General features: G+C 73.6%; 20 protein-coding genes and 1 tRNA gene. 10 read left to right on the top strand and 11 right to left on the bottom strand.

The features are described 5' to 3' along the window. Positions 1 to 175: 175 nt before the first annotated feature. The 4 genes from ACWEK3_RS02620 to ACWEK3_RS02635 all read left to right on the top strand — a co-directional run bounded on the left by ACWEK3_RS02620 (position 176) and on the right by ACWEK3_RS02635 (position 4,358). Positions 176 to 994: a maleate cis-trans isomerase family protein gene (locus ACWEK3_RS02620; RefSeq protein ID WP_453248776.1), complete on the top strand. Its 819-nt coding sequence runs from the start codon at positions 176 to 178 to the stop codon at positions 992 to 994. Then, complete coding sequence (locus ACWEK3_RS02625; protein WP_450538068.1) at positions 991 to 1,722, top strand: maleate cis-trans isomerase family protein; 732 nt, start codon at positions 991 to 993, stop codon at positions 1,720 to 1,722. The genes ACWEK3_RS02620 and ACWEK3_RS02625 overlap by 4 nt, the downstream gene beginning before the upstream one ends. Before the next feature lie 186 nt (positions 1,723 to 1,908). Next, the gene (locus ACWEK3_RS02630; protein WP_361415567.1) at positions 1,909 to 3,063 is read left to right on the top strand and encodes a glutathione-independent formaldehyde dehydrogenase; all 1,155 of its coding nucleotides are present in this window, start codon (positions 1,909 to 1,911) and stop codon (positions 3,061 to 3,063) included. 185 nt (positions 3,064 to 3,248) lie between these two features. Beyond that, positions 3,249 to 4,358: an LLM class flavin-dependent oxidoreductase gene (locus tag ACWEK3_RS02635; protein WP_361415433.1), complete on the top strand. Its 1,110-nt coding sequence runs from the start codon at positions 3,249 to 3,251 to the stop codon at positions 4,356 to 4,358. A 65-nt stretch (positions 4,359 to 4,423) separates the two neighbouring features. Here the strand turns inward: ACWEK3_RS02635 and ACWEK3_RS02640 are convergent, their stop codons facing one another. Then, a complete protein-coding gene (locus ACWEK3_RS02640) occupies positions 4,424 to 6,103 on the bottom strand; it encodes a putative bifunctional diguanylate cyclase/phosphodiesterase (protein WP_453248777.1) in 1,680 nt (559 codons plus the stop codon). A 913-nt stretch (positions 6,104 to 7,016) separates the two neighbouring features. On the opposite strand from ACWEK3_RS02640, the gene ACWEK3_RS02645 reads away from it, so the two are divergent. Next, positions 7,017 to 8,336 (top strand): M6 family metalloprotease domain-containing protein, encoded by a 1,320-nt coding sequence (locus ACWEK3_RS02645; protein ID WP_453248728.1) that lies wholly within the window; start codon positions 7,017 to 7,019, stop codon positions 8,334 to 8,336. 71 nt (positions 8,337 to 8,407) lie between these two features. Here the strand turns inward: ACWEK3_RS02645 and ACWEK3_RS02650 are convergent. From ACWEK3_RS02650 to ACWEK3_RS02680, 7 genes are all read right to left on the bottom strand, one after another. Beyond that, positions 8,408 to 8,481 (bottom strand) — tRNA-Lys (locus tag ACWEK3_RS02650). After that, on the bottom strand, positions 8,472 to 9,110 hold the full coding sequence (locus ACWEK3_RS02655; RefSeq protein WP_450538072.1) for a bifunctional DNA primase/polymerase: 639 nt from the start codon (positions 9,108 to 9,110) through the stop codon (positions 8,472 to 8,474). The genes ACWEK3_RS02650 and ACWEK3_RS02655 overlap by 10 nt, the downstream gene beginning before the upstream one ends. Positions 9,111 to 9,243: 133 nt before the next feature. Then, on the bottom strand, positions 9,244 to 9,618 hold the full coding sequence (locus ACWEK3_RS02660; protein WP_376396164.1) for a hypothetical protein: 375 nt from the start codon (positions 9,616 to 9,618) through the stop codon (positions 9,244 to 9,246). A gap of 295 nt (positions 9,619 to 9,913) precedes the next feature. Beyond that, positions 9,914 to 11,290, bottom strand: coding sequence for an AAA domain-containing protein (locus tag ACWEK3_RS02665; protein WP_453248729.1), 1,377 nt, complete (start codon positions 11,288 to 11,290; stop codon positions 9,914 to 9,916). Beyond that, positions 11,287 to 12,891 (bottom strand): hypothetical protein, encoded by a 1,605-nt coding sequence (locus ACWEK3_RS02670; RefSeq protein ID WP_453248730.1) that lies wholly within the window; start codon positions 12,889 to 12,891, stop codon positions 11,287 to 11,289. The genes ACWEK3_RS02665 and ACWEK3_RS02670 overlap by 4 nt, the downstream gene beginning before the upstream one ends. Next, positions 12,882 to 14,054 (bottom strand): hypothetical protein, encoded by a 1,173-nt coding sequence (locus ACWEK3_RS02675; RefSeq protein ID WP_453248731.1) that lies wholly within the window; start codon positions 14,052 to 14,054, stop codon positions 12,882 to 12,884. Before ACWEK3_RS02675 ends, ACWEK3_RS02670 begins: the two co-directional genes overlap by 10 nt. Continuing rightward, positions 13,966 to 14,964 carry a phosphatase PAP2 family protein gene (locus tag ACWEK3_RS02680; RefSeq protein ID WP_453248732.1) on the bottom strand — a complete coding sequence of 333 codons (999 nt, stop codon included), beginning with the start codon at positions 14,962 to 14,964 and terminating at the stop codon, positions 13,966 to 13,968. The genes ACWEK3_RS02675 and ACWEK3_RS02680 overlap by 89 nt, the downstream gene beginning before the upstream one ends. A 200-nt stretch (positions 14,965 to 15,164) precedes the next feature. Between ACWEK3_RS02680 and ACWEK3_RS02685 the strand changes: the two genes are divergently transcribed. Continuing rightward, positions 15,165 to 15,758, top strand: a complete 594-nt coding sequence (locus ACWEK3_RS02685) for a histidine phosphatase family protein (protein ID WP_450538080.1) — start codon at positions 15,165 to 15,167, stop codon at positions 15,756 to 15,758. Positions 15,759 to 16,438: 680 nt separating this feature from the next. Here the strand turns inward: ACWEK3_RS02685 and ACWEK3_RS02690 are convergent. Beyond that, the gene (locus tag ACWEK3_RS02690; RefSeq protein ID WP_453248733.1) at positions 16,439 to 17,881 is read right to left on the bottom strand and encodes a hypothetical protein; all 1,443 of its coding nucleotides are present in this window, start codon (positions 17,879 to 17,881) and stop codon (positions 16,439 to 16,441) included. Positions 17,882 to 18,220: 339 nt separating this feature from the next. On the opposite strand from ACWEK3_RS02690, the gene ACWEK3_RS02695 reads away from it, so the two are divergent. Both ACWEK3_RS02695 and ACWEK3_RS02700 read left to right on the top strand, forming a co-directional pair. Then, the gene (locus tag ACWEK3_RS02695; RefSeq protein WP_384425556.1) at positions 18,221 to 18,601 is read left to right on the top strand and encodes a hypothetical protein; all 381 of its coding nucleotides are present in this window, start codon (positions 18,221 to 18,223) and stop codon (positions 18,599 to 18,601) included. An 85-nt stretch (positions 18,602 to 18,686) separates the two neighbouring features. Then, positions 18,687 to 19,553, top strand: a complete 867-nt coding sequence (locus ACWEK3_RS02700; RefSeq protein WP_450538082.1) for a spermidine synthase — start codon at positions 18,687 to 18,689, stop codon at positions 19,551 to 19,553. A gap of 56 nt (positions 19,554 to 19,609) precedes the next feature. On the opposite strand, the gene ACWEK3_RS02705 is transcribed toward ACWEK3_RS02700, so the two are convergent. Then, positions 19,610 to 20,140 carry a hypothetical protein gene (locus ACWEK3_RS02705; protein WP_453248734.1) on the bottom strand — a complete coding sequence of 177 codons (531 nt, stop codon included), beginning with the start codon at positions 20,138 to 20,140 and terminating at the stop codon, positions 19,610 to 19,612. Positions 20,141 to 20,279: 139 nt separating this feature from the next. On the opposite strand from ACWEK3_RS02705, the gene ACWEK3_RS02710 reads away from it, so the two are divergent. Together ACWEK3_RS02710 and ACWEK3_RS02715 are read left to right on the top strand one after the other, a co-directional pair. Then, entirely contained in the window at positions 20,280 to 20,984 is a 705-nt protein-coding gene (locus tag ACWEK3_RS02710) for a response regulator transcription factor (RefSeq protein ID WP_388723570.1), read from the top strand. After that, a complete protein-coding gene (locus ACWEK3_RS02715; protein WP_450538090.1) occupies positions 20,981 to 22,384 on the top strand; it encodes a sensor histidine kinase in 1,404 nt (467 codons plus the stop codon). The genes ACWEK3_RS02710 and ACWEK3_RS02715 overlap by 4 nt, the downstream gene beginning before the upstream one ends. An 81-nt stretch (positions 22,385 to 22,465) precedes the next feature. On the opposite strand, the gene ACWEK3_RS02720 is transcribed toward ACWEK3_RS02715, so the two are convergent. Next, a complete protein-coding gene (locus ACWEK3_RS02720; protein WP_450538092.1) occupies positions 22,466 to 23,902 on the bottom strand; it encodes a GH1 family beta-glucosidase in 1,437 nt (478 codons plus the stop codon). Between the last annotated feature and the right edge of the window lie 87 nt (positions 23,903 to 23,989).

The raw sequence follows: 23,989 nt of genomic DNA on the forward strand, positions 1-23,989 counted from the left end.
GTGCATGGATTGACCACGCTCGCACCCGAACCTACCTTCGTCAACACGGGCGCCTGTACGGACGGTTGATCTCTGCTCTCCCACCGTGTCGTTCACCTTGCCGTCAGTGCCGCCCTCCCGTCTCCCTCACGTGAGGCAGGTGTCTGCCATGGACGCCACGAACGACATGAACGGCATGGGGATCTCCTTCCTCGGCGGCCCGCGCCCGCAGCGCGGAGTCGGGGTCGTCGCCCCCTTCGACTTCGCGCTGGACCGCGAGCTGTGGCGGTGGGTGCCGGACGAGGTCTCCCTGCACCTGACGCGGACGCCGTTCGTGCCGGTGGAGGTGAGCCTGGACCTGGCGCGGCTGGTCAGCGAGCACCAGACGCTCGACGCCGCGGTGCGCACCCTGACCGCCGTCGCGCCCGAGGTCGTCGCCTACGCCTGTACCTCGGGCAGTTTCGTCGGCGGGATCGCCGGCGAGCGCGTGATGTGCGCGGCGATGGCACGGGCGGGCGGGGTGGCCGCGGTGACCACGTCCGGGGCGCTGCTGGAGGCGCTCGCGGAACTCGGCACCCGGCGGGTGGCGCTGGTGACCCCGTACACGGTGTCCTTGACGCGCTCGCTCCAGGACTACCTGGCCGAGGCCGGCGTCACCGTCACCGGGTGCGCGTACATGGGGCTGACCCGGCACATCTGGAAGGTGCCGTACCGCGGCGTGGTCGACATGGCCCGCCGGGCCGCGCGCCGCAACCGCCCCCAGGCGCTGTTCCTGTCCTGCACGAACCTGCCGACCTACGACGTGATCCCGCAGCTGGAGGCCGAGCTGCGCATACCGGTGATCTCGGCCAACCAGGTCACGATGTGGGCTGCGCTGCGCCGGCTGGGTACCCGAGCGGTGGGGCCCTACCAGGCGCTGCCGGCCGGTGTGCCTCCCGCGCCGCCCAGGCGGCGGCACGGTGACGGCGGCGCCTGGCCCGTACTGTCCGACGAACAGCAGGAAGGCAGGCCATGACCGCACTCGGATTCCTCTACCCGGGCCACTCCGCAGAGGACGACTATCCGCGCATCGAGCAGCTCCTGGGCAGCAACATCCGGGTGGACCTGGTCCACACCGACATCGGCGAGGACGCGCACCGGGTGGACGCGCTGTACGAGATGGGCTCGCCCGAGCGGCTCGCGCAGGGCGTGCAGGGGCTGCGGCTGTCCGGCGCGGAGGCGGTGGTGTGGGCGTGCACCAGCGGCAGTTTCGTACGCGGCTGGCAGGGCGCGCACGAGCAGGTCCGCGCGCTGGCCCGGGTGGCGGGCATGCCGGCCTCCTCCACGTCCTTCGCCTTCGTGCACGCGGCGGCCGAGATCGGCGCCCACCGGGTCGCGGTCGCCGCGACCTACCCGAAGGACGTCACCGGCCTGTTCGCGGACTTCCTGCGCGCCGGGAAGGTGGAGGTGGCCGCCGCCCGCAGCGCGGGGATCATCACCGCGGCCGAGGTGGGCACCTGGGGCGAGGCGGAGATCCTGGCCCTGGCGCGGGAGGCGGACGTCCCCGAGGCGGACGCGGTCCTGCTGCCCGACACCGCCCTGCACACGGCGTCCCACCTGCCCGCCCTGGAGAAGCACCTCGGCAAGCCCGTCCTCACGGCGAACCAGGTGACCGTCTGGGAGGCGCTGCGACTCACCGACCGCCGGGTCAACGCGCCCGCTCTGGGCGCGCTGTTCACACGGGAGCCGATCGTCCAGGTGTGACACCGGCGCGGTTGCGGTCCCTGTCGCGCGGGCGGACGCTGGAAGTGTCCGGCGGTGCAGCGAGAACGCCCGGGGCCCGGGACGACCGACGCCCCCGCCTTCCTGTGTCATCCCCCTGGTTGGTGTCCCCCGGCAACGGCCCGTGGTCACCGCCGTCGTCCAGCGTTCGACGCGGAGGTGACCCAGGTGAAAGCCGTCGTCTACGAAAAGCCCTTCAACGTCACGGTGAGGGACGTCGACGATCCCCAGATCCAGCACCCGAACGATGTGATCGTACGGGTCACGTCCACCGCGATCTGCGGTTCCGACCTGCACATGTACGAGGGCCGCACGGCCGCCAAGGCGGGAATCGTCTTCGGCCACGAGAACCTCGGCATCGTCGAGGAGGTCGGCGACGGCGTGACGTCGCTGTCCCAGGGCGACCGGGTCGTGATGCCGTTCAACGTGGCCTGCGGGTTCTGCAAGAACTGTCTCGCCGGGAAGACCGGGTTCTGTCTGACGGTGAACCCCGGCTTCGCCGGAGGCGCCTACGGATACGTGGCGATGGGCCCCTACACCGGCGGTCAGGCCGAGCGGCTGAGGGTGCCGTTCGCCGACTTCAACTGTTTGAAGCTGCCGCCGGGCGACGAGTTCGAGACGGACTTCGTGCTGCTCGCCGACATCTTCCCCACCGGCTACCACGGCTGCGAACTCGCCAAGGTGTCGCCCGGTGAGTCCGTCGCCGTCTTCGGCGCCGGACCGGTGGGCCTGATGGGCGCGTACTCGGCGCTGCTGCGCGGCGCGTCGATGGTGTTCTCGGTCGACCGCGTGCCCGAGCGGCTCGCCAAGGCGGAGGAGATCGGGGCCATCCCCATCGACTTCACCCAGGGCGACCCGACCGAGCAGATCAAGGAGATGACCAACGGCGAGGGCACCGACAAGGGTGTGGACGCCGTCGGCTACCAGGCCCAGTCGCACAAGGACGTCAGCCACGAGGAGCCCGCCGTCGTCCTCAACACGCTGGTCGAGACGGTACGGCCCACCGGCCTGCTCGGCATACCGGGGCTGTACGTGCCCTCCGACCCGGGCGGACCCGACGAGCACGCCAAGCACGGCCAGCTGCTGGTTTCCATCGGCAAGATGTTCGAGAAGGGCCAGCAGATGGGCACCGGCCAGTGCAACGTGAAGCAGTACAACCGCCAGCTGCGCGATCTGATCATCGCCGGGCGCGCCAAGCCCAGCTTCGTGGTCTCCCACGAGCTGCCGCTGGCCGACGCGCCCCAGGCGTACCAGAAGTTCGACAAGCGGATCGAGGGCTACACCAAGGTGGTCCTGCATCCGGGCCACGCGCTCGCGGCGTGAACGCGGGCTGAGACGAGCCGTCGCGGCTGAGGCTCCGCCCCGGGCCCCGTCAGGGTCCGTGGCGGAGCTCCGTGGCGGCTCCTTCACGCATGCGAGACGCGCGGGCCGGGGGGAGAGGAACAAACGGCAGCGGTTCCCTGTTGACGCCGGTCGGAAAAGGCACGGCCAAGAGCAGGGAGGCACCCGTGGCGGGAGACGAGATCAGGGGCACGGCACTCGGGACCGCCCCGGTACCCCTGTCCGTACTGGATCTGGTGACCGTGGGCGCGGGGTACACCGCCACCGACGCGCTGCGCACCAGCGCCGCCCTGTCGAGGACGGCGGAATCCCGCGGCTACCACCGCTACTGGGTCGCCGAGCACCACTCGATGCCGGGCGTCGCCTCCTCCTCACCGGCCGTGATCCTCGCCCACCTCGCCGCCCACACCGACCGGATCCGCCTCGGCTCCGGCGGCGTCATGCTGCCCAACCACGCCCCGCTGGTCATCGCGGAGCAGTTCGGCACCCTGGAGGCCTTGGCACCCGGCCGCGTCGACCTGGGTCTCGGCCGCGCCCCCGGCACGGACGGCGCCACCGCCGCTGCCCTGCGCCGCACCGACCACCTCGACGGGGGCGCCGACGACTTCCCCCAGCAGCTCGCCGAGCTGATCCGCTTCCTCGACGACGACTTCCCCGACGGCCACCCCTACCGCCGCATCCACGCCGTGCCCGGCCCGGTCCAGGCGACCTCCCCGGGTGGCGTGCAGTCCCGGCACCGCCCGCCGGTCTGGCTGCTCGGCTCCTCCGGCTTCAGCGCCCGCCTGGCCGGCACGCTCGGCCTGCCGTTCGCGTTCGCCCACCACTTCTCCGCGCAGAACACCGTCCCTGCCCTCGACCTCTACCGCGATTCGTTCCGCCCGAGCGCGGTGCTGGATGCCCCGTACGCCCTCATCGGCGTCGCCGCCCTCGCCACCGAGGAGGAGCGCGAGGCGCGCCGCCAGGTGCTGGCCGCCGCCCTGAACATGGTCCGGCTGCGAACCGGCCGCCCCGGCCTCGTGCCCACCCCGGAGGAGGCGGAGGCGCACGAATTCAGCTCGATGGAGCGGGAGTTCGTCGATTCCTGGAACGCCAACGTCGTCCACGGCACCCCCGACGAGGTCCGCTCCGGTCTCGACGACCTGCAAAAGCGCACCGGCGCCGACGAGTTGATGATCACGAGCAACGCGCACAGCGGTGCCGTACGCCTGCGCAGCTACGAACTCATCGCGGACGCCTACGGACTGCCGGCGGACGTTCGGTCACTGCCCGGCGACTGAACGGGCCGGTCCCAGCTCCGGCCGACCGAACGGGCCCGGCTCCGGCTCCGGCCGCCCGAACTGGTTCAGCTCCGGCCGGCCAGCAGCTCGGAGATGCGGTCGGGCGACACAGGCCGTGAGTACAGCCACCCCTGTCCGGTGTCGCAGCCGATCCGGCGCAGCCTGCTCGCCTGGTCGGACGTCTCCACGCACTCGGCGGTGACGGTCAGCCCCAGCCGGTGGGCGAGCTGGATCATCGCCTCCACGATGACCTCGTCCGCGGGGCTCGGCCGGCTCGCCGCGCCCTCCGGATCCTCGTGCTGGAACCCCCGCACGAAGGAGCCGTCCAGCTTCAGCGCCGACACCGGCAGGCGGCTGAGGTAGGCGAGGTTGGAGTATCCGGTGCCGAAGTCGTCGATGGCGATGTGCACGCCCATGTCGTTCAGGGACCGCAGGGCCTCGAGCGGCCGCCCGGCCGAGCCCATCACGGCCGACTCGGTCAGCTCCAGCTGGAGCAGGTGCGGCGCCAGCCCGGTCCGGGCGAGCACCTCGGCCACGTCCGCGACCAGGTCGGAGTCCCACACCTGGCGGACGGCCACGTTGACGCTGACGAAGATCGGCGGCTCGTCCGGGTGGTCCAGCTGCCAGCGGCGGGCCTGGTGGCAGGCGGTGGCCAGGATCCAGCGGCCCAGCGGCACGATCGAGCCGTCCTCCTCCGCCAGCGCGATGAACCGATTCGGCGTCAGCGTGCCGAACTCCGGGTGCCGCCAGCGGACGAGGGCCTCGACCCCGCGCAGCCGCCCGTCCTCCATGCCGACCAGCGGCTGGTACTCCAGGGCGAACTCGCCGCGTTCGACGGCCGCGCGCAGCGTGGAGACCAGGGCCTGACGGGTCATGCGGTGCGCGTTGCGCTCGGGGTCGAACAGGGTCCAGCGGGCCTTGCCGTCCGCCTTCGCCCAGTACAGCGTCGTGTCGGCGGCCTGCATCAGCGCGGTGGCCGACGATCCGGCCGCGTGCCGCTCGACCACGCCGATGGACGCCGACACCGACAGGAGCCGGCCGGCGACCTCGAAGGGTTCCTGGAGGGCCGAGAGCACCGACTCGGCCAGCTCCGCGAGCTGCTCGGTGCCGGTCGAGTCCTCGACGAGCAGCGCGAACTCGTCGCCGCCGAGCCTGGCCACCAGCGGTGTGCTGGTGCGGCCGTGGCCGGCCTCGTCGGCGCACCGGGTCAGCCGTTCGGCCACCGCGGCGAGCAGCCGGTCGCCGACACGGTGGCCGAGGGTGTCGTTGACCGCCTTGAAACCGTCGAGGTCCAGGTTGCACAGGCCGACCCTGCCGCTCCCGCCGCGCTCGTACGACTCCGTCTCCAGCGCGGCCGACAGGCGCTCGAAGAACAGGGTGCGGTTGGGCAGCCGGGTCACCGGGTCGTGGTTCTTCAAGTGCCGCAGCCGGGCCTGGAGTTCCCGCCGGGCGCTGATGTCGGCCACGGACAGCAGCACGCCCGGGGAGCCGGGGGTCAGGGGCGCGACCGTGACCTGGACCCACAGCCGGTGGCCGTCGGGGTGCTTGAGCCGGCGGGCGCAGCGCAGCCGGGCCTGCCGGCCGCGCAGCACCTCCCCGTAGGCGTGCCGGGTGCGGGTGTCGGAGGCCAGGTCCACCAGATCGGCGGCGGGCTGCCCCGCCAGTTCGTCGGGGCCGGCGCCGAGGAGCGCGCCGAAGGTCTCGTTGGCGCTGACGACCAGGCCCTCGTGGTCGACGACGGCCATCGCCAGCGGCGCCGCGGCGAACGCGGACCGGAAGGGGCGCTCGGCCCCAGGGGCTTGGGCGGCGTTCGGGGCGGGGTCCGGGGCGCCGCTCGGAGCGGCGTTCAGGAGGCAGTCCGGGGTGGAGCCCGGGGCGGAGTCCGGGGCCGGTTCCAGGACGGATTCGGGTGCCGGTTCCAGGATGGGTGCCGGGGCTGATTCCCGGGCGGGTTCCGGGGTGGTGCAGGCCGGTGGTGGTGCGGACCCGAGCAGGTCCATGACGGCGGGCACGGATTCGGCCAGGACGGTGAATCGGGGGCCGGCGGGGGCCGGTTCCGCCATCGGGGTGAGGCCGTGGACGGGGAGGAACTCGGCGGGACCGGTGCCGGAGGGCGTGGGCGCGGTGGGGGCGTCGGCCCGCTCGGCGGCGGCGGCCGTGACCGGGTCGGTACCCGGAGGTCTCGCGACATCACTCTCTGTGACCGTAGGTCGGATGAGGTCTGCCGCGGGCGTCGGCCCTTCGGACGTTCCGCTCACCGCTCGCTCCCGCAGTGCACTCGGTTCTTCTTATCGGTCTCGTCGGATGGCCTGCCGGGTGGTGGACGGCGGCCCGGCCCGTGTCCGCGCAGGAAAGTGCAGGGAAAGTGTGTCGATCATAGATGCCGCCGGCGAACCCCTTCCAGCCACTCGCCGGTCCCGCGCGGCGACCGTCTGTTCGCCTGGATCGCTTCCGATCACACCTGGGCCGGTTCTTTATATGGCTGACCACTTGTGACGTTCCGTGAGCGGTTCGGGGATGTCGTATCCCCGGACCCGCGTCGGACCGTCCTGTCGTGAACGCGCGTCCCTCACCCTTCCGGTGCAGACAAACAGGGCGTACCCCTACAAACTCCCACAGGCTGGGTGCGGTGTCCCGCGAACCGCCCCGGAGGTCCTCGTGCCGTGTCAGCTGCCCCTGAAGGCGCTCGGCCATGACGTCCTCAGGGCGCTGAACCATGCCAGGGTGCGCCCCCGGCTGCGCAGCACCGCGGCCGTGTTCACCACCATGTCGGCGGTCGCCGCCACCTCGATCCTGGGCGGGCCTTCGGTCGCCGAGCCGTTCTCCACCGCGCCCTGCGCCCTGCAGCGCACGGACGCCCACCACTCGGAGGGGCTGGACACCTGGAACCCCTCCTACACGCGGCCGACCGGGACGCTGAACGCCGTCATGGTGTTCCTGTCCTTCCCGGACTCCACCCCGCGCACCACCCCGGCCGAACTCACCGCCGACCACTTCCCGGCCACCAGCCGGTACTACGAACAGGCGTCGTACGGCAGGTTCACCCTGCGCCCCCACCCGCTGCGGCACTGGCTCCGGATGCCGCGCCCGTCCACCGCGTACGCGATGCACCGGGACTGGAACGCCCGGGACCGCACCGCGTATCTGCGCGACGCGCTCGCCGCGGCCGACCCCGAGGTCGACTTCTCGCGCTACGACGTCGTCTACTTCGTCGCCGACCCGGACGCGCCCGGTGTCGACTCGGACGCGACGAAGGTCGTCAATCTGGACACCCCGCTGCGGGTCGACGGCAAGGAGATCCGGCGGGTGGTGACCGTCTTCGAACGGCACCCGCCGGACCGGCTGGTGCTCGCCCACGAGTCCGGCCACGTCTTCGACCTGCCCGACCTGTACCACCGGCCCGCGGACGGCAAGGGCGACTGGGACACCTACGTCGGGGACTGGGATCTGATGGGCAGCCAGTTCGGCCTCTCACCCGACCTGTTCGCCTGGCACAAGTGGAAGCTCGGGTGGCTGGACCGCCGTCAGGTGACCTGTGTGCGAGCGGAGCCGACCCGGCTGACCCTGGAACCGGTGGAGGTGGGCCCGGCGGGTGCGGGTTCGTCGGCGACGGCCACCGCCGGGTCGCCGCTGTTCGGGCTCGGCGGCGGAACGAAGCTGGTGGTGGTGCGCACCGGGAGCGACAGCGTGCTGGCCATCGAGGCGCGTGCGTCGGTCGGCAACGACGTGACCGGGTGCCGGCAGGGGGTGCTGGTGTACCGGGTGCGCGGCGGGGCGGAGTCCGGCGGCGGCCCGATCGAGGTGATCGACGCTCATCCGCATACCGCGGCCTGCGAGGAGACCTCGGTCCAGCCCGCGCTCGCCGACGCCCCGATCGACGTGGGGGAGAGCTTCACCGTGCCGGGCGACGGGGTCCGGGTGGAGGTGGAGAACCGTACGGCCTCCGGCGCGTACACGATCAAGATCACCACGGTGTGACGCCCGCCGCTCACAAACAGCGACGGCGAGACCGGTTCGCTCTCCGCGACCCTGTCTCGCCATCGTCATTGTGCGCCGCCAGGGACTCGAACCCCGGACCCGCTGATTAAGAGTCAGCTGCTCTAACCAACTGAGCTAGCGGCGCCTGCTGACGTCGTAGACCTTAGCATCCTGGCCGCTGGGAGGAAAAATCGATATCCGCACCGCCGCGCGGGCCGCCCGCACGGCTGCCCAGAGCATGATCTCCGGGCCCGGCAGCCAGGGATGGCGGGTGTCGGGGGCGACGAGCCAGCGGGAGGCCGGGCGTGCGAGGAGGGTGTCGTCGGACAGGGCCGGGAGGGTGACCGCGTCGCCGTTGCCGTGGCACAGCAGGGGTGGAATGCCCTCCTTGCGGCCGGCCTCCCGGCCCCGGGACCCCCACTCCTCCCACTCCAGCAGCGAGGGCAGCCGGTGCGCGGTGCCCGGCGCGGCGAAGAGCAGCATCCGTCCCCGGTGGACGGCCACCGGGCCCGACCCCGGGCCCTCGCCCCACAGCCGGTCCAGCATCCGGCGGCCGAAGATCGCGGGCACGTTCACCATGTCGAAGACGGTGCCGCAGGGCAGTACGAGCGGCGCGTCCGGCCGCTCCCGCCAGAGGGCGAGCGTGCTGCGGGGATACGCGCCCGCCGAGGCCAGCCAGGCGGCGCCGTCCGCGGTGACGCCCGAGGCGTCGGAGCGGTGGCCTGCCCACTGGTCGAGGTGGTCGACGGAGGGTTCGTTGCCTGTGCGGCTCATGGCGGATATATCTACCCGCTGTGAACGGGCGATTCCACAGGGTTGTGGGAAACCGGGACACGGACGGGCGGGTCGGAGTATCTTGCGCGCTCGGCATATGCCAGAGCCGGGGGAAAGCGCGAGGCGCGGGGGGTCAGACGGGGTCGGCCGGGTTGGCGTGCACGCCGCCCTCGGCTCCGCTCAGCAGATCCCGCCCGAACTCCACCATCCTCTTGGCGTAGTCCTCGGTCCAGTCGGCCCGCTCGGCGATGGCCGCCGGGGTCAGCCGGTCGAACCGCCGCGGATCGGCGAGCTGCGCCGCCGCGATCGCCTGGAACTCCACCGCCCGGTCGGCCGCCGCGCGGAACGCGAGCGTCAGCTCCGTCGCCCGCGCGAGCAACGCCCGCGGATCGTCGATCGACTCCAGGTCGAAGAAGTGCTCGGGATCGGCGGCCGCCTCGGCCGGCTCGAAGAGCAGGGGCGCGGGGCGTAGCCGCGGTTCGTCACGACGCGGCGTTGGCTCCGCCATGTCTCGACCTCCTCGTACGGTTCGGATGACACCGCCCTGTGAAAGGGCCACCCTCCATTGTCTCCCGCGAACGCAAGGGGGCGGGGGCAGCCGCCCCGGTCCACCCGTCAACTCGTCAGCGCCGCCAGGCCACCCGGGTTGCCGTGCCTGGAACGCCGGTCACGGTCGCCAGGCCACTCGGTGTTCGCGCAGGTGGGCCAGCACGGCGTGGTTCGCCTCCCAGCCATCAGGGCTGTGTTCGTCTGCCGCTTCCGGCGGCGTGCCGGACTCCGTCCGGTGGAAGGCCGTGTGCCGGTCACGGTCGCCAGGCCACTCGGTGTTCGCGCAGGTGGGCCAGCACCGCGTGGTTCGCCTCCCAGCCATCCGGGAACTTCACCGTCACGCCCAGCTGGACCGGCTCCGTCGACGGGTGGTCGTCCAGGAGGTCGGTCACCCCCGCGCGGCAGACCACGACGCAGGCGTGCCGGTGGCGGGAGGCGAGGACGCACAGGCGGCCGGTCTCCAGGTGGAACGCGGTGGCGTCGGGGCGCCCGGAGAGCGGGTGCAGGACGACCGTGACGTCGAACTCACGACCCTGGAGGCGGTTCGCCGTGTCCACGGTGACATCCGTCACGCCCAGCTCCGCCAGCGCCGCGCGCACGGCGGCCGCCTGGTCGCGGTGCGCCGTGCCGACGGCGATCCGGTCGGCGGTCAGCGGCGCCGGGTCCGGCGACCGCTCCGAGACGGCCGCGCCACCCCGCTCCAGCAGCCGCCGTACGACCGCCGCCACCGCCCGCACCGCCTCCGGATCGGTACGCGGAGTGTGCCGCGCGGGCAGCTCCAGCAGGCCCCAGCCGGACTCGGCGGCCTCGTCGAGCACCCGGTCGGGGCCGGAGCCGTCCGAGGGGACCGCGAACGTCAGCCGCCGGTCCCCGGCCGACGTGCCGCTGCGGAACGGCGTGTACGGGTAGAACGCGTCGGAGACCAGCGGCGCCGCCGACGCCGGAAGCCGCCAGGACACCGGCAATCGGTGCTGGGGCAGCTGCGGGTTGTGGGCCAGCAGCGTCGTCACCGCGGACGCCGACGGGTCGTAGGACAGGCCCGCCCACTGCTCGCTGCCGACGATCGCGAACGGATCCAGCTGACCCGGATCGCCCACGAACAACGCCCGCTCGAACAGCCCGGCCACCGCGAGCAGGGCGTCCGAGCGCATCTGGTACGCCTCGTCGACGATCGCGTGCCGCCACGGCTCGTCGACCTTCACATGCGCCCACTTCGCGGCGGTCGACAGGACCACGTCGAGTCCGGCGAGGTCGGCCGCCTTCGCCGACTTCCGTACGTTCGGCAGGCCGTCGAGCGCCTTGTCGTACGGGTCGGCGTCACTGCTGTGCAGCCGGCCCACGGGCAGTTCGGGGTTCTTCTCCGCCAGCCGCAGCACCAGGTCGTCGACCTGGGCGTTGGTCTGCGCGACCACCATCAGCGGCCGTCCGGCGGCGGCCAGCTCCAGCGCCGCGCGCACGACCAGCGTCGACTTCCCCGCGCCGGGCGGGGAGTCGACGACGACCCCGCGGTGCGAGCCGTGCAGGGTGTCGCGGAGGATCGCGTCGGTCGCGCGGGCGGCCGCCGCCCCGGGGTCGAAGGGCGCCCGGAGGCCGCCGGGGCCGATCGCGGGGTCCTGGGCGGGGGCGGTCACAGAAGGTCCTCCTCGGTCACCGGGTCCGGAGCCTCCGGCGTGCTCTCCTCGCCCGGCGGGCCGCCGTGCGTCCATGGGGTCTGCTCCGGGTCGGGCAGCTTCGCGCCGCCGCGCTGCTCGTGCTCGAAGAGCGTGAAGCACACGCGGTCGCCCTTCTCCGGCACGGAACCGGGCGCGGGTTCCTTGCCGCGTCCCATCCTGTCCAGGATCCGCAGGATGACGAGCGTCCCCTCGGCGGTGTCCTCCTCGCAGGCGACGAACTCGGCCGACTGCGGCTTGCCGTCCAGCGACCGGTACGCCCTGGCCCGCTCGCCCAGGTGCGGCCGGTCGTCGGTGCGCACGGTGACCAGCGGGCGCGGACTGGGCCGCTTGCCGTCGCTGTAGGCCGGGACGACGTCCGTGACCTCGCCCGCGAACGCCTCTCCGGCCAGCCGCCGCCCCGCCATGACCAGCGGGTCGTCCAGCGCCTCCTGGGCCTCCAGACGGGCCTGCTCCCGTTCGCGCGTGGCCAGCTTGTTGGCCGCGGTGACCGCGTCGTCGCGGCGCGGCTGCGGCGGTTCGCCGGCCCGCACCCGGTCGCGGTGGCCGGTGAACGACCAGCGGTCGCGCGTCCAGCGCTCCTCGACGTGCGCGCCCTCGGGGAGCGCCCGCAGCAGGTCCAGGCCGCGCCAGACGTTGTCCCAGGTGGGGCGGGCGCACTTCTCGACCAGGTCGCGGATCCCCTGCTCGGCCGCGGTGACGGCGCCCAGCCGCTCGTCGGCCTCCAGGCCGTCCTCGGCGGCGGCGAGCGCGGTACGCGCGCGGTCGTAGCGCTCGATCGCGGGAGCCAGCAGCCTGTTGTCGAAGGCCGGGTCGGTGGCGGGGCCCGCGGGCGGGCACTCCAACTGGCCGTCGGCGGTGCGCGCCAGTTCGGCCCGCAGCGCGGCCTCGGCGCCCGACGCGCCGTCCGGCGGGGCGATCCACGCCAGCAGCGCCCCCAGGTGCTGGTCCTCCAGGCTGGACTGGCCGGTCGTCCAGTGCTGGGCCAGCAGGTCGGTCATTGCCGGCAGCAGCGAGGAGCCGGGCACCCGGGCGCGCTCCCCGAAGTGGGTCAGCCACCGCCCGAGCAACGGCACGTGCGGCGGCGCCGGGTGCGGTGTCTCCGGGTCCTGCTCGGCGGTGCGGCGGAAGCGCATGGAGCGTCCGAGCAGCCGTACGAAGTCGATGCCCGCGCGGCTCGGCACGATCAGCTGGGGCGCGTCCGCGCACAGCTCCACCTCGACCTTGACCCGCTTGCCGCTCTCCGGGTCCGTCTCGTTGCGCTCGGCGGCCTCGACGGCGTCGGCGTGGGAGTCGATGTACGGCAGGAGCACGTCGGCCAGTTCGGCGAGGAACGCGAACCGCAGGTCGCGGTCGCGCGGCTGCGGCACGGCCAGCAGCCGCGGCGCGTCACGGTCCGTGCCGACCAGCGCGCCGAGCGGGGCGCCCGCCTCACCGGCGGTGGTGAGCGGCACGAACACCAGCGGCCGCTCGGACACATGCCGGTGCCGGACGGTCGCGGCGGGCTGGGCCCGACCGGTCCGCACCGCCTCCAGACGGCCCAGGGTGGCGATCAGCGACACGCCGCCTCCCGCCCGGCCGGCTCCAGGGCCTCGGCCCGCAGCGCGGCGGCCCGGCGCAGCGCCGCCACCGCCGGGTCGTCCGGGTCGCCCGCCTCGCCGTGGGCGGCCGCCAGCACGTCCTCGACCGTCGACAGCCCGCCCAGGTCGGCGCGGATCGAGCGGCCCAGCGCGGTCACCGCGCCCTGCGCGTGGGACCGCGTACGGCAGTGGAAGGCCAGCTCGCACGTGGCCAGGCACTCGGGCGCGTACGTCGCCGGGACCGCCTCCACCGCGGCCGTCAGCTCCTCCGAGGACAGCTCGGGGGAGAAGCACACGCCCTCGGGCAGGGCGTCGGCGATGTCCTCGACACGGGTCAGCCGGGTCAGCTGGCGGGCGGTCACCGCGCGCTGCTTGCGGACGTCGACGGCGGACGCGGTGGGCAGGTTGGAGAAGTCCTTGGGGCACACCAGGAGCACCCGGTGCCGTACGCGCGGGACGGGGTCGAGGCGCGCGGCGACGTCCTCCAGCGCCAGCACGTACACCGCCGACTGACGGGCGGCCGCGCCCACCTTCGCCGGGTCGGCGGAGCCGTCCAGCATCGGGAAGGACTTGATCTCCACCACCGTCCAGTTGCCGTCCGGGTGCACCACCACCGCGTCCGGCTCCAGGTAGGCGGGCGAGCCCGCCACCTCCAGGGAGAGCATCGGATGGTCGAGGAGCGTCCAGGCGCCCGCCCGCGTGGCCTCGCGCAGCGCCAGCGCCGTACGCGCCGTACGCCCCTCGGGGCCGACGGCGCTCAGGTCGGGCACCCGGCCCTCCCGCGGCGGTTCGGCGCCCGGGTCCAGCCTGGTGTGCGCCAGCCTCAGCAGCTCGGCGCCGCCGTCCGCCTTGACCCGCGCCTCGAACGCGTTGCCCCGCATGAAGGCGAACTGCGACTGCCCGAACACGGCGGGCGCGCCCAGCGCTTCCGCGAGCGCCGCCTTGTCCACGCCCGCGCCGTCCAGGATCGCGCGCCGTCCGCAGCCGGGGTTCGCGGCCAGCGCGGCCAGGGCCCGGGCATCGAGCGCGCGGGCCGGTACGCCGGGCCCGCGCAGCTCAGCGAGCCTTCCCCAGGCTCTCGACTTCGCTCGGGCGGGGGAGACCCCAGGCTGGATCGCCGTCTCCCGCGTCCTCGGGGACGGCACCCGGTTCGGCTCCGGGACCGAACCGTGTTTCGCGCTGCCGTGGAATTCGCTCACCCGCCGAAGTCTGGCATCCGCCACTGACAATCGGGGAACCTGCGGCACCGGAGTCCCCTGTGACGGCCGTGGCACGGGGCGTCAGCAGTGCCTTGGCGCGGTCCGCGCCCCGCATCACGAACGGCGCGAGCAGCATCCCGACGCCCATGACGGCCACGCCCGCGACCGCGTCCAGGAGGTAGTGGTTGGCGGTGCCCATCACGACCAGCGCGGTCAGCAGCGGATAGGCGACGCCCGCGACCTTCGCCGTGCGCGTGCGGCCGTGGCGCCACAGGATCACTCCGCACCACAGGGCCCAGCCCACGTGCAGGCTCGGCATGGCCGCGTACTGGTTGGTCATACCACCCAGGCCGCGCGGTGCGCTGGCCTCGCCGCCCCACCAGCCGTACGAGCTGTACTGGGCCATCGTGTCCACGAACCCGTGGTCCGGGGAGAGCAGGCGGGGCGGGCAGGTGGGCAGCAGGGTGAAGCCGATCAGTCCTATGAACGTGGACGTCATCAGCCAGGTGCGGGCCGCCCGGTAGTGCGTGGTGCGCGCCCTGAACAGCCACACCAGGAGCACGGGGGTCACCAGGTAGTGCAGCGACGCGTACCAGAAGTCGGCGGGGACGCCCAGCCACGGCTCACGGGTGAACAGGCGGTTGAGGGGGTGCTCCGCGTTGAGGCGCAGCAGCTTCTCGACGCGCAGGATCGCCAGGCCGTGGTCGACGGCCGTGGAGACATCGCCGCGGGCCAGCAGCCGACCCGCCGAGTAGCAGCCGTACACCAGCAGGATCAGCGGCAGCTCGGTCCACCAGCGCAGCCGGGTGCGCTGGGCCGTCTCGGTGCGCCGTGCCGGTGCCTCGGTCTGCGGCATCCGATGCCCCTCCCCCTTTGTCGCTGCGCTGCCCGGCGGTGCTCGCACGGTCGTGCCACTTTACGGTGTTCGACCCGGCCACCTCGGGGTGCCCCCGGCCCTGATAGACGCACGGACCGCCCCCCGGGTTGCCCTTGGGCAGGGTGCGCGATGATGGAGGGATTCCGTCCGAAGATCTGAGTTTTTCCGGAAGGTTCTCCATGGCACCGCGCATCCTGTTGGCCCGGCACGGACAGACCGAGTGGTCGCTGTCCGGCAGGCACACCGGCAGGACCGACGTTCCCCTCCTGGAGGAGGGCCGGCGTGGCGCCAAGCTGCTCGGGGAGCGGCTCCAGCGGGCGCCGTTCGACGGCCTGCCCCGGATCGAGGTCCGCACCAGCCCGCTGGCACGCGCGCGTGAGACGTGCGAGCTCGCCGGGTTCGGCGACCGCGCCATGTGCTGGGACACGCTGATGGAGTGGGACTACGGCGCGTACGAGGGCCTGACGCCGCAGGAGATCCAGGCCGAGCGGCCCGGCTGGCTGATCTGGCGCGACAGCGTTCCGCGCGGGGAGACGCTCGCCGAGGTGACCTCCCGTGCCGACGAGGTGGTGGCCTGGGCGCGCGGCGAGGACCGTGACGTGCTGGTCTTCGCACACGGGCACATCCTGCGCTCGGTCGGCGCGCGGTGGCTCGGCCTGCCACTCGACTTCGCGGCACACATCCGCCTCAACCCCACGTCGCTGTCGGTGCTGGGCTGGGCATACGGAGAGCCGGCCCTCGAACACTGGAACGACGTGGGCCACCTCTCGTGACCCGCGGTGCCCCTGTCGCCGCGGGCGGTAGGGGGTGAGCGAGGCTCTCGCCCGAAGGGCCGGGGGAGGCACCCCACGGTGCGACTGGACGCATCCATCCCCACGGCCCGGCTACCGCGCGCGGGGTTCTTGCCCGAAGGGCCGTGGGAGGGATCGCGCGGCACGGGTGGTTGCACCCGCCCGCACGGGCGCGGCCCCGGGCGCCCGACCGGCCCGCGCGCGGGGATCTCGCCCGAAGTGGCGGGGGGATCGCGCGGTGCGGGTGGTCGCACTCGCCTCCGCGGCGCGGCGCTGGTCGCCGGGCCGGCCCGTGGGGCGGGGCCTTCGCCCGAAGGGCCGTGGGAGGGATCGCGCGGCGAGAGTGGACGCACCCGCTCTCACGGCGTGGCGCCGGGCGCCCGGCTGCCCGCGCGCGGGGCTCTTGCCCGAAACGCTGTGGGAGCGACTGTGTGGTGCGACTGGACGCATCCCCCGGTGCGATGTTGTCGCCCGGTTGACCCGCCGCGTGGGGCTCTTGCCCGGAGGGCCGTGGGAGGGAACGCGCGGCGAGGCTGAATGCCCGCCCCCGCGGGCGCGGTGCCGTGCGTCCGGCTGGTCCATGGGGCGGGGTTTTCGCCCGAGGGGGGCCGTGGGCAGCACCCCGCAGTGGTGGCTGGGCGAACCCGCCCCCCCGCGGCGCGTCACACCGGCCGAGGGGCGCTCGCGTGTCTCTCCAGGAAAACGGACACACCCCTCGCCTGGCGGTGCGGCAGCAGTACCCGCGCCGTTCCCGCCAGCATCGTCTGGATGCGGGACGACTGGACCTGGTCCAGCAGGTCCAGGACCCGCATTCCGGCGGCGGCCGCCTCGTCCGGCCGACCCCCGCGCGCGAGGTCGTCGGACAGCTCGGCCGTGTAGAGCGCGATGTTCCGCGTGAAGTGGGGATCCTGGAGCTGCGCGGCACGCCGCGCGTGCCGGGCCGCCCGCGGCCAGTCGCCCAGCGCGGACCAGCACTGCGCCTCGAGCCCCGCCAACTCGGCCTCGCCGTAGAAGCTCATCCACTCGGGGTCGGCGTCCGAGGCGCCCCGCTCGTACAGGGCCTGCGCCCGCGCGAGCGCCCGCTCGCAGCCGGCGCGGTCGGCGAGCCCGGCCCAGCCGCCCGCCTCACGCAGCGCGAGCAGCGACATCAGCCGCGCCGAGCCCAGCCCGCGGCCGACGCGCTGCGCGGCCTGCGCGGCCCGCACCGCCTCGCGGGGCCGTCCCGCGTCCCGCGCGAGGAACGCCGTGTTGCAGAAGGCGTGTGCCTCCAGGGCCGGGTCCCCGGTCATGCGCGCGGTGGCCAGTGCCTCGGCGTAATGCGAGCGCGCGTCGTCGAAACGCCCGGAGTCGTGGGCCAGCCAGCCCACCGAGATGGCCAGTTCACCGGCGCCCGAGTGCAGCCGCTCCGCGGTGGTCTGCCGGGTTGCGCCGGCGTCGAGCAGCGCGTAGGCGGCGCGCAGCGGAGCGGCCGCGCGGCGGTAGAGACCGTCCGCTCCGTGCCGGTCGTCGAGCAACCGGATCCGGCGGACGGCCTCTTCGACGGCCCCGGCGTCGCTCGTGCCGGCCCGGCGCGCGGGGCGATCCGCGGCCGAGGCGTCGAAGGCGGGTCCCAGGGGGCCCAGCGAGGCGGCGGCCACCGTGGCGCCCCCGCGGGTCATGAATGCGCGACGCAGCACGTCGCTCTCCTCGTGGTTCTCGTGGTCTTCGTGCGGGTGGTACGGGTGGTGCGGGTGGTACGGGTCGTGCGGATCCGGCGCATCGGTGGAGTGGTACGGGTCGTACGCCTCCCGTTCCTCGTGCGGCGCGCGCGAGGCGCGTCCCCGAACGGCCGACCGGGGTGCGAACCCCAGGTCGGTCAGCGAGCGGCCGGGGAACATGTGCAAGAACACACGTTCATAGGCGTAGTTGGGACATCGGATCTCACCCGCCTCCACCCGGCCGATGTAGCGCGCGTCACAGCTGACCCGCTCACCGATCTCGTGGGCGGCCCGCCGTACCGCCGCGGCGAACTCGGCCGGCGAGCGCTGTCCGCGCAGTTGCCGGAAGGCGAGATTCGGCCGTGGCGGGCGGGGGGACTGAGACGAGGTCACCGTCGACGACGTCATGGCCGGGCCCTCTCGTGCGAACCGTCGAACCATGCCGGACGCAGGGGAAGTTGCCTGAGTCATCTGGTCGGCGGGTGACCCGTCGCCCGAGTCGTCCCGGTCGTGCGGACGGCACCCTGTTTCCGGCGAGCAAGAAAGTACCTGCTGTGTCCGCCCGGACACGCTGCGTTTGGCTACAAACCGGATATCTCATCCGTGATCTGCCATGAAGTGCCACCCTTCCCGGCGGACTTCGCCCGTAGCCGTTGACGCCCTGCCGCGTTGAACTCCGTGGACCGGGAGCCGCCAGGCTCCCGACCCGCTCGTTCACGAGGAGGGATTTTCGTGATGGAGGCCGGGATGGAAACCCCGCGGAGTGTCGATCCCTTTACGCAGGCCCCGTGCGACGTGGTCACGGTGCCGGCCCGGCAGGGGCTGGAGGCGGTCGACATCCTGCGCCGCGGGCCGGGGGACGCGGTGGGGCCCGTACTGCACGACGACGGCGGCGACACGCTCGGCTTCGTGGTGCCGGCGGGCACCGCCGCGGCCTGGGACGTGCCCGGGAGCACCTGCACCGGGACCGACGGACGGGGCCTGAGGCTGGCCCCGGAGCCGCCGGCGGAGGGTTCGGACTGGCTGGTCCCGCCCGACGAGGCCGACCTCGCGACGGACCCCGCGGTACTGCGGCGGGCGCTGGGGGAGGCGGCCCGGATGATCGAGGCCGCGGACAGCTGCTGCTGACGTCGGCGTCCCGCCCGCCGGAACGTTCGCCCACGGCTCCCGCCACCTGTGGGTGGCACACCGCGCCGCTTGCGACAATGGGCGAATGGGAAGGTCCAGGAGCCCTCGCGGGCGAGGAGCCGTCGAAGCCGTCACCGAACAGGTCGACGGCGGGCTCGCGCAGCTCATACCCGACCGAGAGCGGGCACGGGGCTGGACCCTGCTGATCGACGGCGCCCCGCAGTCCTACGTCGACCTCGACGACCCGGCGTACCTCTCCTTCGAGTACCAGCGGCGGCTCGGGCACGTGATCGACCTCGCCGCACCCGCCGGCCGGCCCGTCCACGCCGTGCACCTCGGCGGAGGGGCGTTCACCCTCGCCCGGTACGTCGCCGCCACCCGGCCCCGTTCCACCCAGCAGGTGGTCGAACGCGACGCGACCCTCGTCCAACTGGTGCGCCGCGAGCTGCCGTTGGATTCCGGAGCCCGCCTTCGGGTGCGGTCGGTGGACGCCCGCGAAGGCCTCGCCAAAGTGCCGGACGGCTGGGCCGACCTGGTCATCGCGGACGTGTTCAGCGGTGCCCGCACGCCCGCCCACCTCACGTCGACGGAGTTCCTCGACGGGGTGCGCAGGGCGTTGAGGCCGGGCGGTGTCTACGCCGCCAACCTCGCCGACGGCCCGCCGCTGACCCATCTGCGCGGCCAGATCGCCACCGCCGCCGCCCGGTTCACCCAGCTCGCGCTGGTAGCCGACCCGACCGTGCTGCGCGGCCGGCGTTTCGGCAACGCCGTGCTGGTGGCCTCCGACCTCCCGCTGCCGGTCGCCGAACTGACCCGCAGGGCCGCCACCGACCCGCACCCGGGCCGCGTCGAACACGGCCGCGCCCTCACCGACTTCACCGGCGGGGCCGTACCCGTCACCGACGCCGCGGCGGTCGCCTCACCGGCCCCGCCGCCGTCCGCCTTCCGCTGAACCGGCCGGACCGGCGGAACCGGGCGTACCGGGTGGGCCTAACGGGGCTTGTTCCTCTAGTAGCTGCCGATCTCCACGTGCGGCGGCCCGTCGTGCCAGGCGCAGATGACCGACACCCGGTCGGCGTCCGAGGTGAACTCCACGCGGATCCACGTCTCCGTCTTCCACACCTGCATCGACCAGCCCGTGCCCGGAGTCGCGGAGACCAGGTTCGCCGAGACCTCGCCGAGGTCGAAGACCACCCGGCCGCCGTCGGTGTCGTAGCTCCTCACCTGGCCGGAGGCGGTGGGGGAGGGGGCGGGAGTGCTCGCGGGACGCGCCGGCCGGGAGGGACTCGGAGTCACCGTGCGCCCGCCGGACGGCTTGCTCGGACCGGCCGAGGGGCTTCTGGACGCGGTCGGTTGAGGCATGGGGGTAGCGGCCGGTGTCGACTCCTGCCTGGTCGCCTCTACCGCGGTGATCGGCAGGGCGCGCGGCGGATCGTAGGCCGTGCCCGCCATCACCTTGTGGACGCCCCACCACGACAGGGTGGCCGCCGCGCCCGTGGCGAGCGACCACGCCAGCAGGTGTACGAGTCCTCTGAGCATCGCCGCCATCCTGCCGCACCCGTCCCCATGGTGTCGCAGGAACGCGATCGGGGTGAGGTTGTCCACAAGCAGCCGGGGCCCTGCCGGAGTTGTCCACAGGCCCCTGCCGGGTCCGCCCCCATGGCGTACGGTGCGGCGCATGGCAAGTGTTCTCGTGGTCGAGGACGACCCGTTCGTGCGCTCGGCGCTCATCCGGCACCTGACCGACGCCTCGCACACCGTGCGCAGCGTCGGTACGGCGCTGGAGGCGCTGCGCGAGGTCGCCCACCTCCGCTTCGACGTGGTCGTGCTGGACCTCGGACTGCCCGACCTGGACGGCTCCGAGGCGCTGAAGATGCTGCGCGGCATCACCGACGTGCCCGTCATCATCGCCACCGCCCGGGACGACGAGGCGGAGATCGTCCGGCTGCTCAACGCCGGGGCGGACGACTACCTGACCAAGCCGTTCTCCGTCGAGCACCTGTCCGCGCGCATGGCCGCCGTACTGCGCCGTGCCCGCTCCGCCACCGGGGAGCACCCGCCGTCCCCCGTGCTCCGGGTCGGCGGTCTGACCGTCGACCCGCTGCGCCGCCAGGCCGAGTTGGACGGGGTGCGGCTGGACCTGACCCGCCGTGAGTTCGACCTGCTCGCCTTCCTCGCCGGGCGGCCGGGAGTGGTCGTGGCACGCAAGGAACTGCTGGCCGAGGTATGGCGGCAGTCCTACGGCGACGACCAGACGATAGACGTCCATCTGTCCTGGCTGCGGCGGAAGTTGGGCGAGACGGCCGCCCGGCCCCGCTATCTGCACACCCTGCGGGGCGTCGGCGTGAAGCTGGAGCCGCCCGGAGCGGAGCCGCCGCGATGAGATGGGCACTGGTCAAGGTCTGCCTCGCGGTCACCACGATGGTCGTGATCGCCTTCGCCGTCCCGCTCGCCCTGGTCATCAAGGAGATGGCCAGGGACCGCGCCTTCTCCAACGCCGAGCGCCAGGCCGCGGCGGTCGCCCCCGCCCTGTCGATCACCACCGAGCGGGAGCAGTTGGAGCGGGTCGTCGCCTCGGCCGGCTCCAACGCCCGGATGGCCGTGCACGTACCGGCCGTCGACGGCGCGGCGGCCGTCGAGATCGGCCGCGCCCGGTCCACCGGCGAGGACATCGCGACCGTGCGGGCAATGGGCCGCGCCTCCACCGCCGAGGTGCCCGGCGGTTCCACGCTGCTCCAGCCCGTCGCGCTGAGCTCCGGCGCCATAGCCGTCGTCGAGGTCTACGTCCCCGAGTCCGAGGTCCGCAACGGCGTGGGCACGGCCTGGGCGGTGCTGGCCGGTGTGGGCGCGGCGCTCGTCGTCGGCTCGGTCGCCGTCGCCGACCGGCTCGGCGTGCGGATGGTGCGGCCCGCGCAGCGGCTGGTCGAGGGTGCGCACGAACTGGGCGAGGGCAGGCTGGGCGCCCGGGTGTCCGAGGAGGGTCCGACCGAACTGCGGCTCGCGGCGGTCGCGTTCAACTCCATGGCCGACCAGGTCGTCCAACTGCTGGCGAACGAGCGCGAACTGGCGGCCGACCTGTCCCACCGGCTGCGCACGCCGCTGACCGTGCTGCGGCTGAACGCGGCCTCGCTCGGAGCCGGACCCGCCGCCGAGCAGACCCGGACGGCGGTCGCCCAGCTGGAGCGCGAGGTCGACACGATCATCCGCACCGCCCGCGAGGCCAAGCCGCAGACGGCGGCCGCCGGTCCGGGCGCCGGGTGCGACGCGGCCGAAGTCGTGCGGGAGCGGATGGAGTTCTGGTCGGCGCTCGCCGAGGACGAGGGCCGCAAGTGGCGGGTGGCCGGGGTCGAGCGGCCGGTGCGCATACCCGTGGCCCGCGCCGACCTCGCGGCCGCGCTGGACGCCCTGCTCGGCAACGTCTTCCGGCACACCGCCGAGGGCACGGCGTTCGCGGTCGACGTGCACAACGGCGACGACGCGGTGATCGTGCTCGTCTCCGACGCCGGATGCGGCATACCCGACCCGGACGCGGCGATGCTGCGCGGGCGCGGATCGGGGAACGACGGCTCCACGGGGCTCGGCCTGGACATCGTGCGCCGGCTCGCGGAGTCCACCGGCGGGGACGTCCGCATCGGCTCCTCCGTGCTCGGCGGTACGGAGGTGCGGATCTGGATCCAGCTCGACCCGCGCTCCCCGGTGCGCTCGGGCCACCGGGGAGTGGTGCGCCGTCGCCGGCCGGGCAGATCCGCCGCGCGCCTCGGCCGCCCTCGGTCCCTTCCCTGAGCACCCGCGTCGCGGGCGGGAAAGCGCCCCGGCCGGTTCACCCCCGATCCGGCCGGGGCGCGCTGGGGGCCGGACGGGCCGTCAGGCGGCGTCCGGCGGCGGCAGCTCCCCGGTGCGGGCCGCCTTGCCGTACCAGTGGGCGCTGGACTTCGGGGTCCGGGCGAGGGTGGTGTAGTCGACGTAGACCGCGCCGAACCGCTTGCCGTACCCGTAGGCCCACTCGAAGTTGTCCATCAGGGACCACAGGTAGTACCCGCGGACGTCCGCGCCGTCCGTGATGGCCCGGCGCACCGCCGCCAGGTGGGAGTGCAGGTAGGCGATGCGCTCCGGGTCGTGCACGCGGCCGTCGGCGTCCACCTTGTCGTCGTAGGCGGCGCCGTTCTCGGTGACGTACAGCGCCACCCCCGGCGCCTCCCGGGAGTAGCGCATGATCAGCTCGTGCAGGCCGCTCGGGTCGATCGTCCAGCCCATCTCGGTGCGGTCGCCCGGCGTCTGGTGGAACGCCACGTCGTCCGCGCCGGGCCACGGCGAGTGAGCGCTCGCCCCGTGACCGTCGGCCCGCGGGCCCTCCAGCGCCGTGTCAGCCGCCGACACCAGGGCCGGCGTGTAGTAGTTGAGGCCGAGCGCGTCCAGCGGCTGGTGGGCGGCGCGCAGATCGCCGTCCAGGACGTAGGACCAGTCCGTGATCGACGAGGTGGCCTCCAGCAGCGTGGCCGGGTACGCCCCGTGCAGCATCGGGCCGTGGAAGACCCCGTTGGCCAGGTCGTCGATCTTCCGGGCCGCCGCCAGGTCCGCCGGGTCCTGCGAGACGGTGCGGACCACCGAGGAGTTGAGGCTGACCGCGACCGAGTTGCGAGCCGGCATCACCGACCGCAGCGCCTGCGCGCCCAGGCCGTGCGCCAGGTTCAGATGGTGGGCCGCGCGCAGCGTGGCCGCGGGCTCGGTGCGGCCCGGCGCGTGCACCCCGGAGCCGTAGCCCAGGAAGGCGGTGCACCACGGCTCGTTGAGGGTGATCCACTGCTCCACCCGGTCGCCGAGCGCCTCACCGACGATCTGCGCGTACTCCGCGAAGCGCAGCGCGGTCTCGCGCTCCGGCCAGCCGCCCGCGTCCTCCAGTTCCTGCGGCAGGTCCCAGTGGTAGAGGGTGGCCGCCGGCTTGATCCCGCGCTCCAGCAGCTCGTCCACGAGACGGCGGTAGAAGTCCAGGCCCACCTGGACGGCGGGGCCGCGGCCGGTCGGCTGCACGCGCGGCCAGGAGATGGAGAAGCGGTAGGCGTTCAGGCCCAGGTCCGCCATCATGGCCACGTCATCGCGGTAGCGGTGGTAGTGGTCGACAGCGATGTCACCGGTTTCGCCACCGGCGGTCTTGCCCGGGGTATGGCTGAAGGTGTCCCAGATCGAGGGCGTACGGCCGTCCTCCCGCACCGCCCCCTCGATCTGGTACGCGGAGGTCGCGGCGCCCCAGAGGAAGGCGGGCGGAAAGGTCACCGGGGTCACCGGCTGAGCGGACTCAGGCATGGAAGCGCTCCCATAGATGGTCGTGAAAGACCGACGGTTCGAAAGGGGAGGGTGGACAGGGATCGATGTGGACAGAGGGACAAGGGG

It is taken from the genome of Streptomyces sp. NPDC004721 (assembly GCF_053601495.1).

Bases quoted from the DNA above. Each gene is read 5' to 3' on its own strand.
- ACWEK3_RS02660 (WP_376396164.1), bottom strand. From the start codon at position 9,618: ATGGCGGAGCCAACGCCGCGTCGTGACGAACCGCGGCTACGCCCCGCG.
- ACWEK3_RS02685 (WP_450538080.1), top strand. From the start codon at position 15,165: ATGGCACCGCGCATCCTGTTGGCCCGGCACGGACAGACCGAGTGGTCG.
- ACWEK3_RS02705 (WP_453248734.1), bottom strand. From the start codon at position 20,140: ATGCTCAGAGGACTCGTACACCTGCTGGCGTGGTCGCTCGCCACGGGC.
- ACWEK3_RS02680 (WP_453248732.1), bottom strand. From the start codon at position 14,964: ATGCCGCAGACCGAGGCACCGGCACGGCGCACCGAGACGGCCCAGCGC.
- ACWEK3_RS02625 (WP_450538068.1), top strand. From the start codon at position 991: ATGACCGCACTCGGATTCCTCTACCCGGGCCACTCCGCAGAGGACGAC.
- ACWEK3_RS02700 (WP_450538082.1), top strand. From the start codon at position 18,687: ATGGGAAGGTCCAGGAGCCCTCGCGGGCGAGGAGCCGTCGAAGCCGTC.
- ACWEK3_RS02640 (WP_453248777.1), bottom strand. From the start codon at position 6,103: ATGGCCGTCGTCGACCACGAGGGCCTGGTCGTCAGCGCCAACGAGACC.
- ACWEK3_RS02690 (WP_453248733.1), bottom strand. From the start codon at position 17,881: ATGACGTCGTCGACGGTGACCTCGTCTCAGTCCCCCCGCCCGCCACGG.
- ACWEK3_RS02695 (WP_384425556.1), top strand. From the start codon at position 18,221: ATGGAAACCCCGCGGAGTGTCGATCCCTTTACGCAGGCCCCGTGCGAC.
- ACWEK3_RS02710 (WP_388723570.1), top strand. From the start codon at position 20,280: ATGGCAAGTGTTCTCGTGGTCGAGGACGACCCGTTCGTGCGCTCGGCG.
- ACWEK3_RS02715 (WP_450538090.1), top strand. From the start codon at position 20,981: ATGAGATGGGCACTGGTCAAGGTCTGCCTCGCGGTCACCACGATGGTC.
- ACWEK3_RS02720 (WP_450538092.1), bottom strand. From the start codon at position 23,902: ATGCCTGAGTCCGCTCAGCCGGTGACCCCGGTGACCTTTCCGCCCGCC.
- ACWEK3_RS02655 (WP_450538072.1), bottom strand. From the start codon at position 9,110: ATGAGCCGCACAGGCAACGAACCCTCCGTCGACCACCTCGACCAGTGG.
- ACWEK3_RS02620 (WP_453248776.1), top strand. From the start codon at position 176: ATGGGGATCTCCTTCCTCGGCGGCCCGCGCCCGCAGCGCGGAGTCGGG.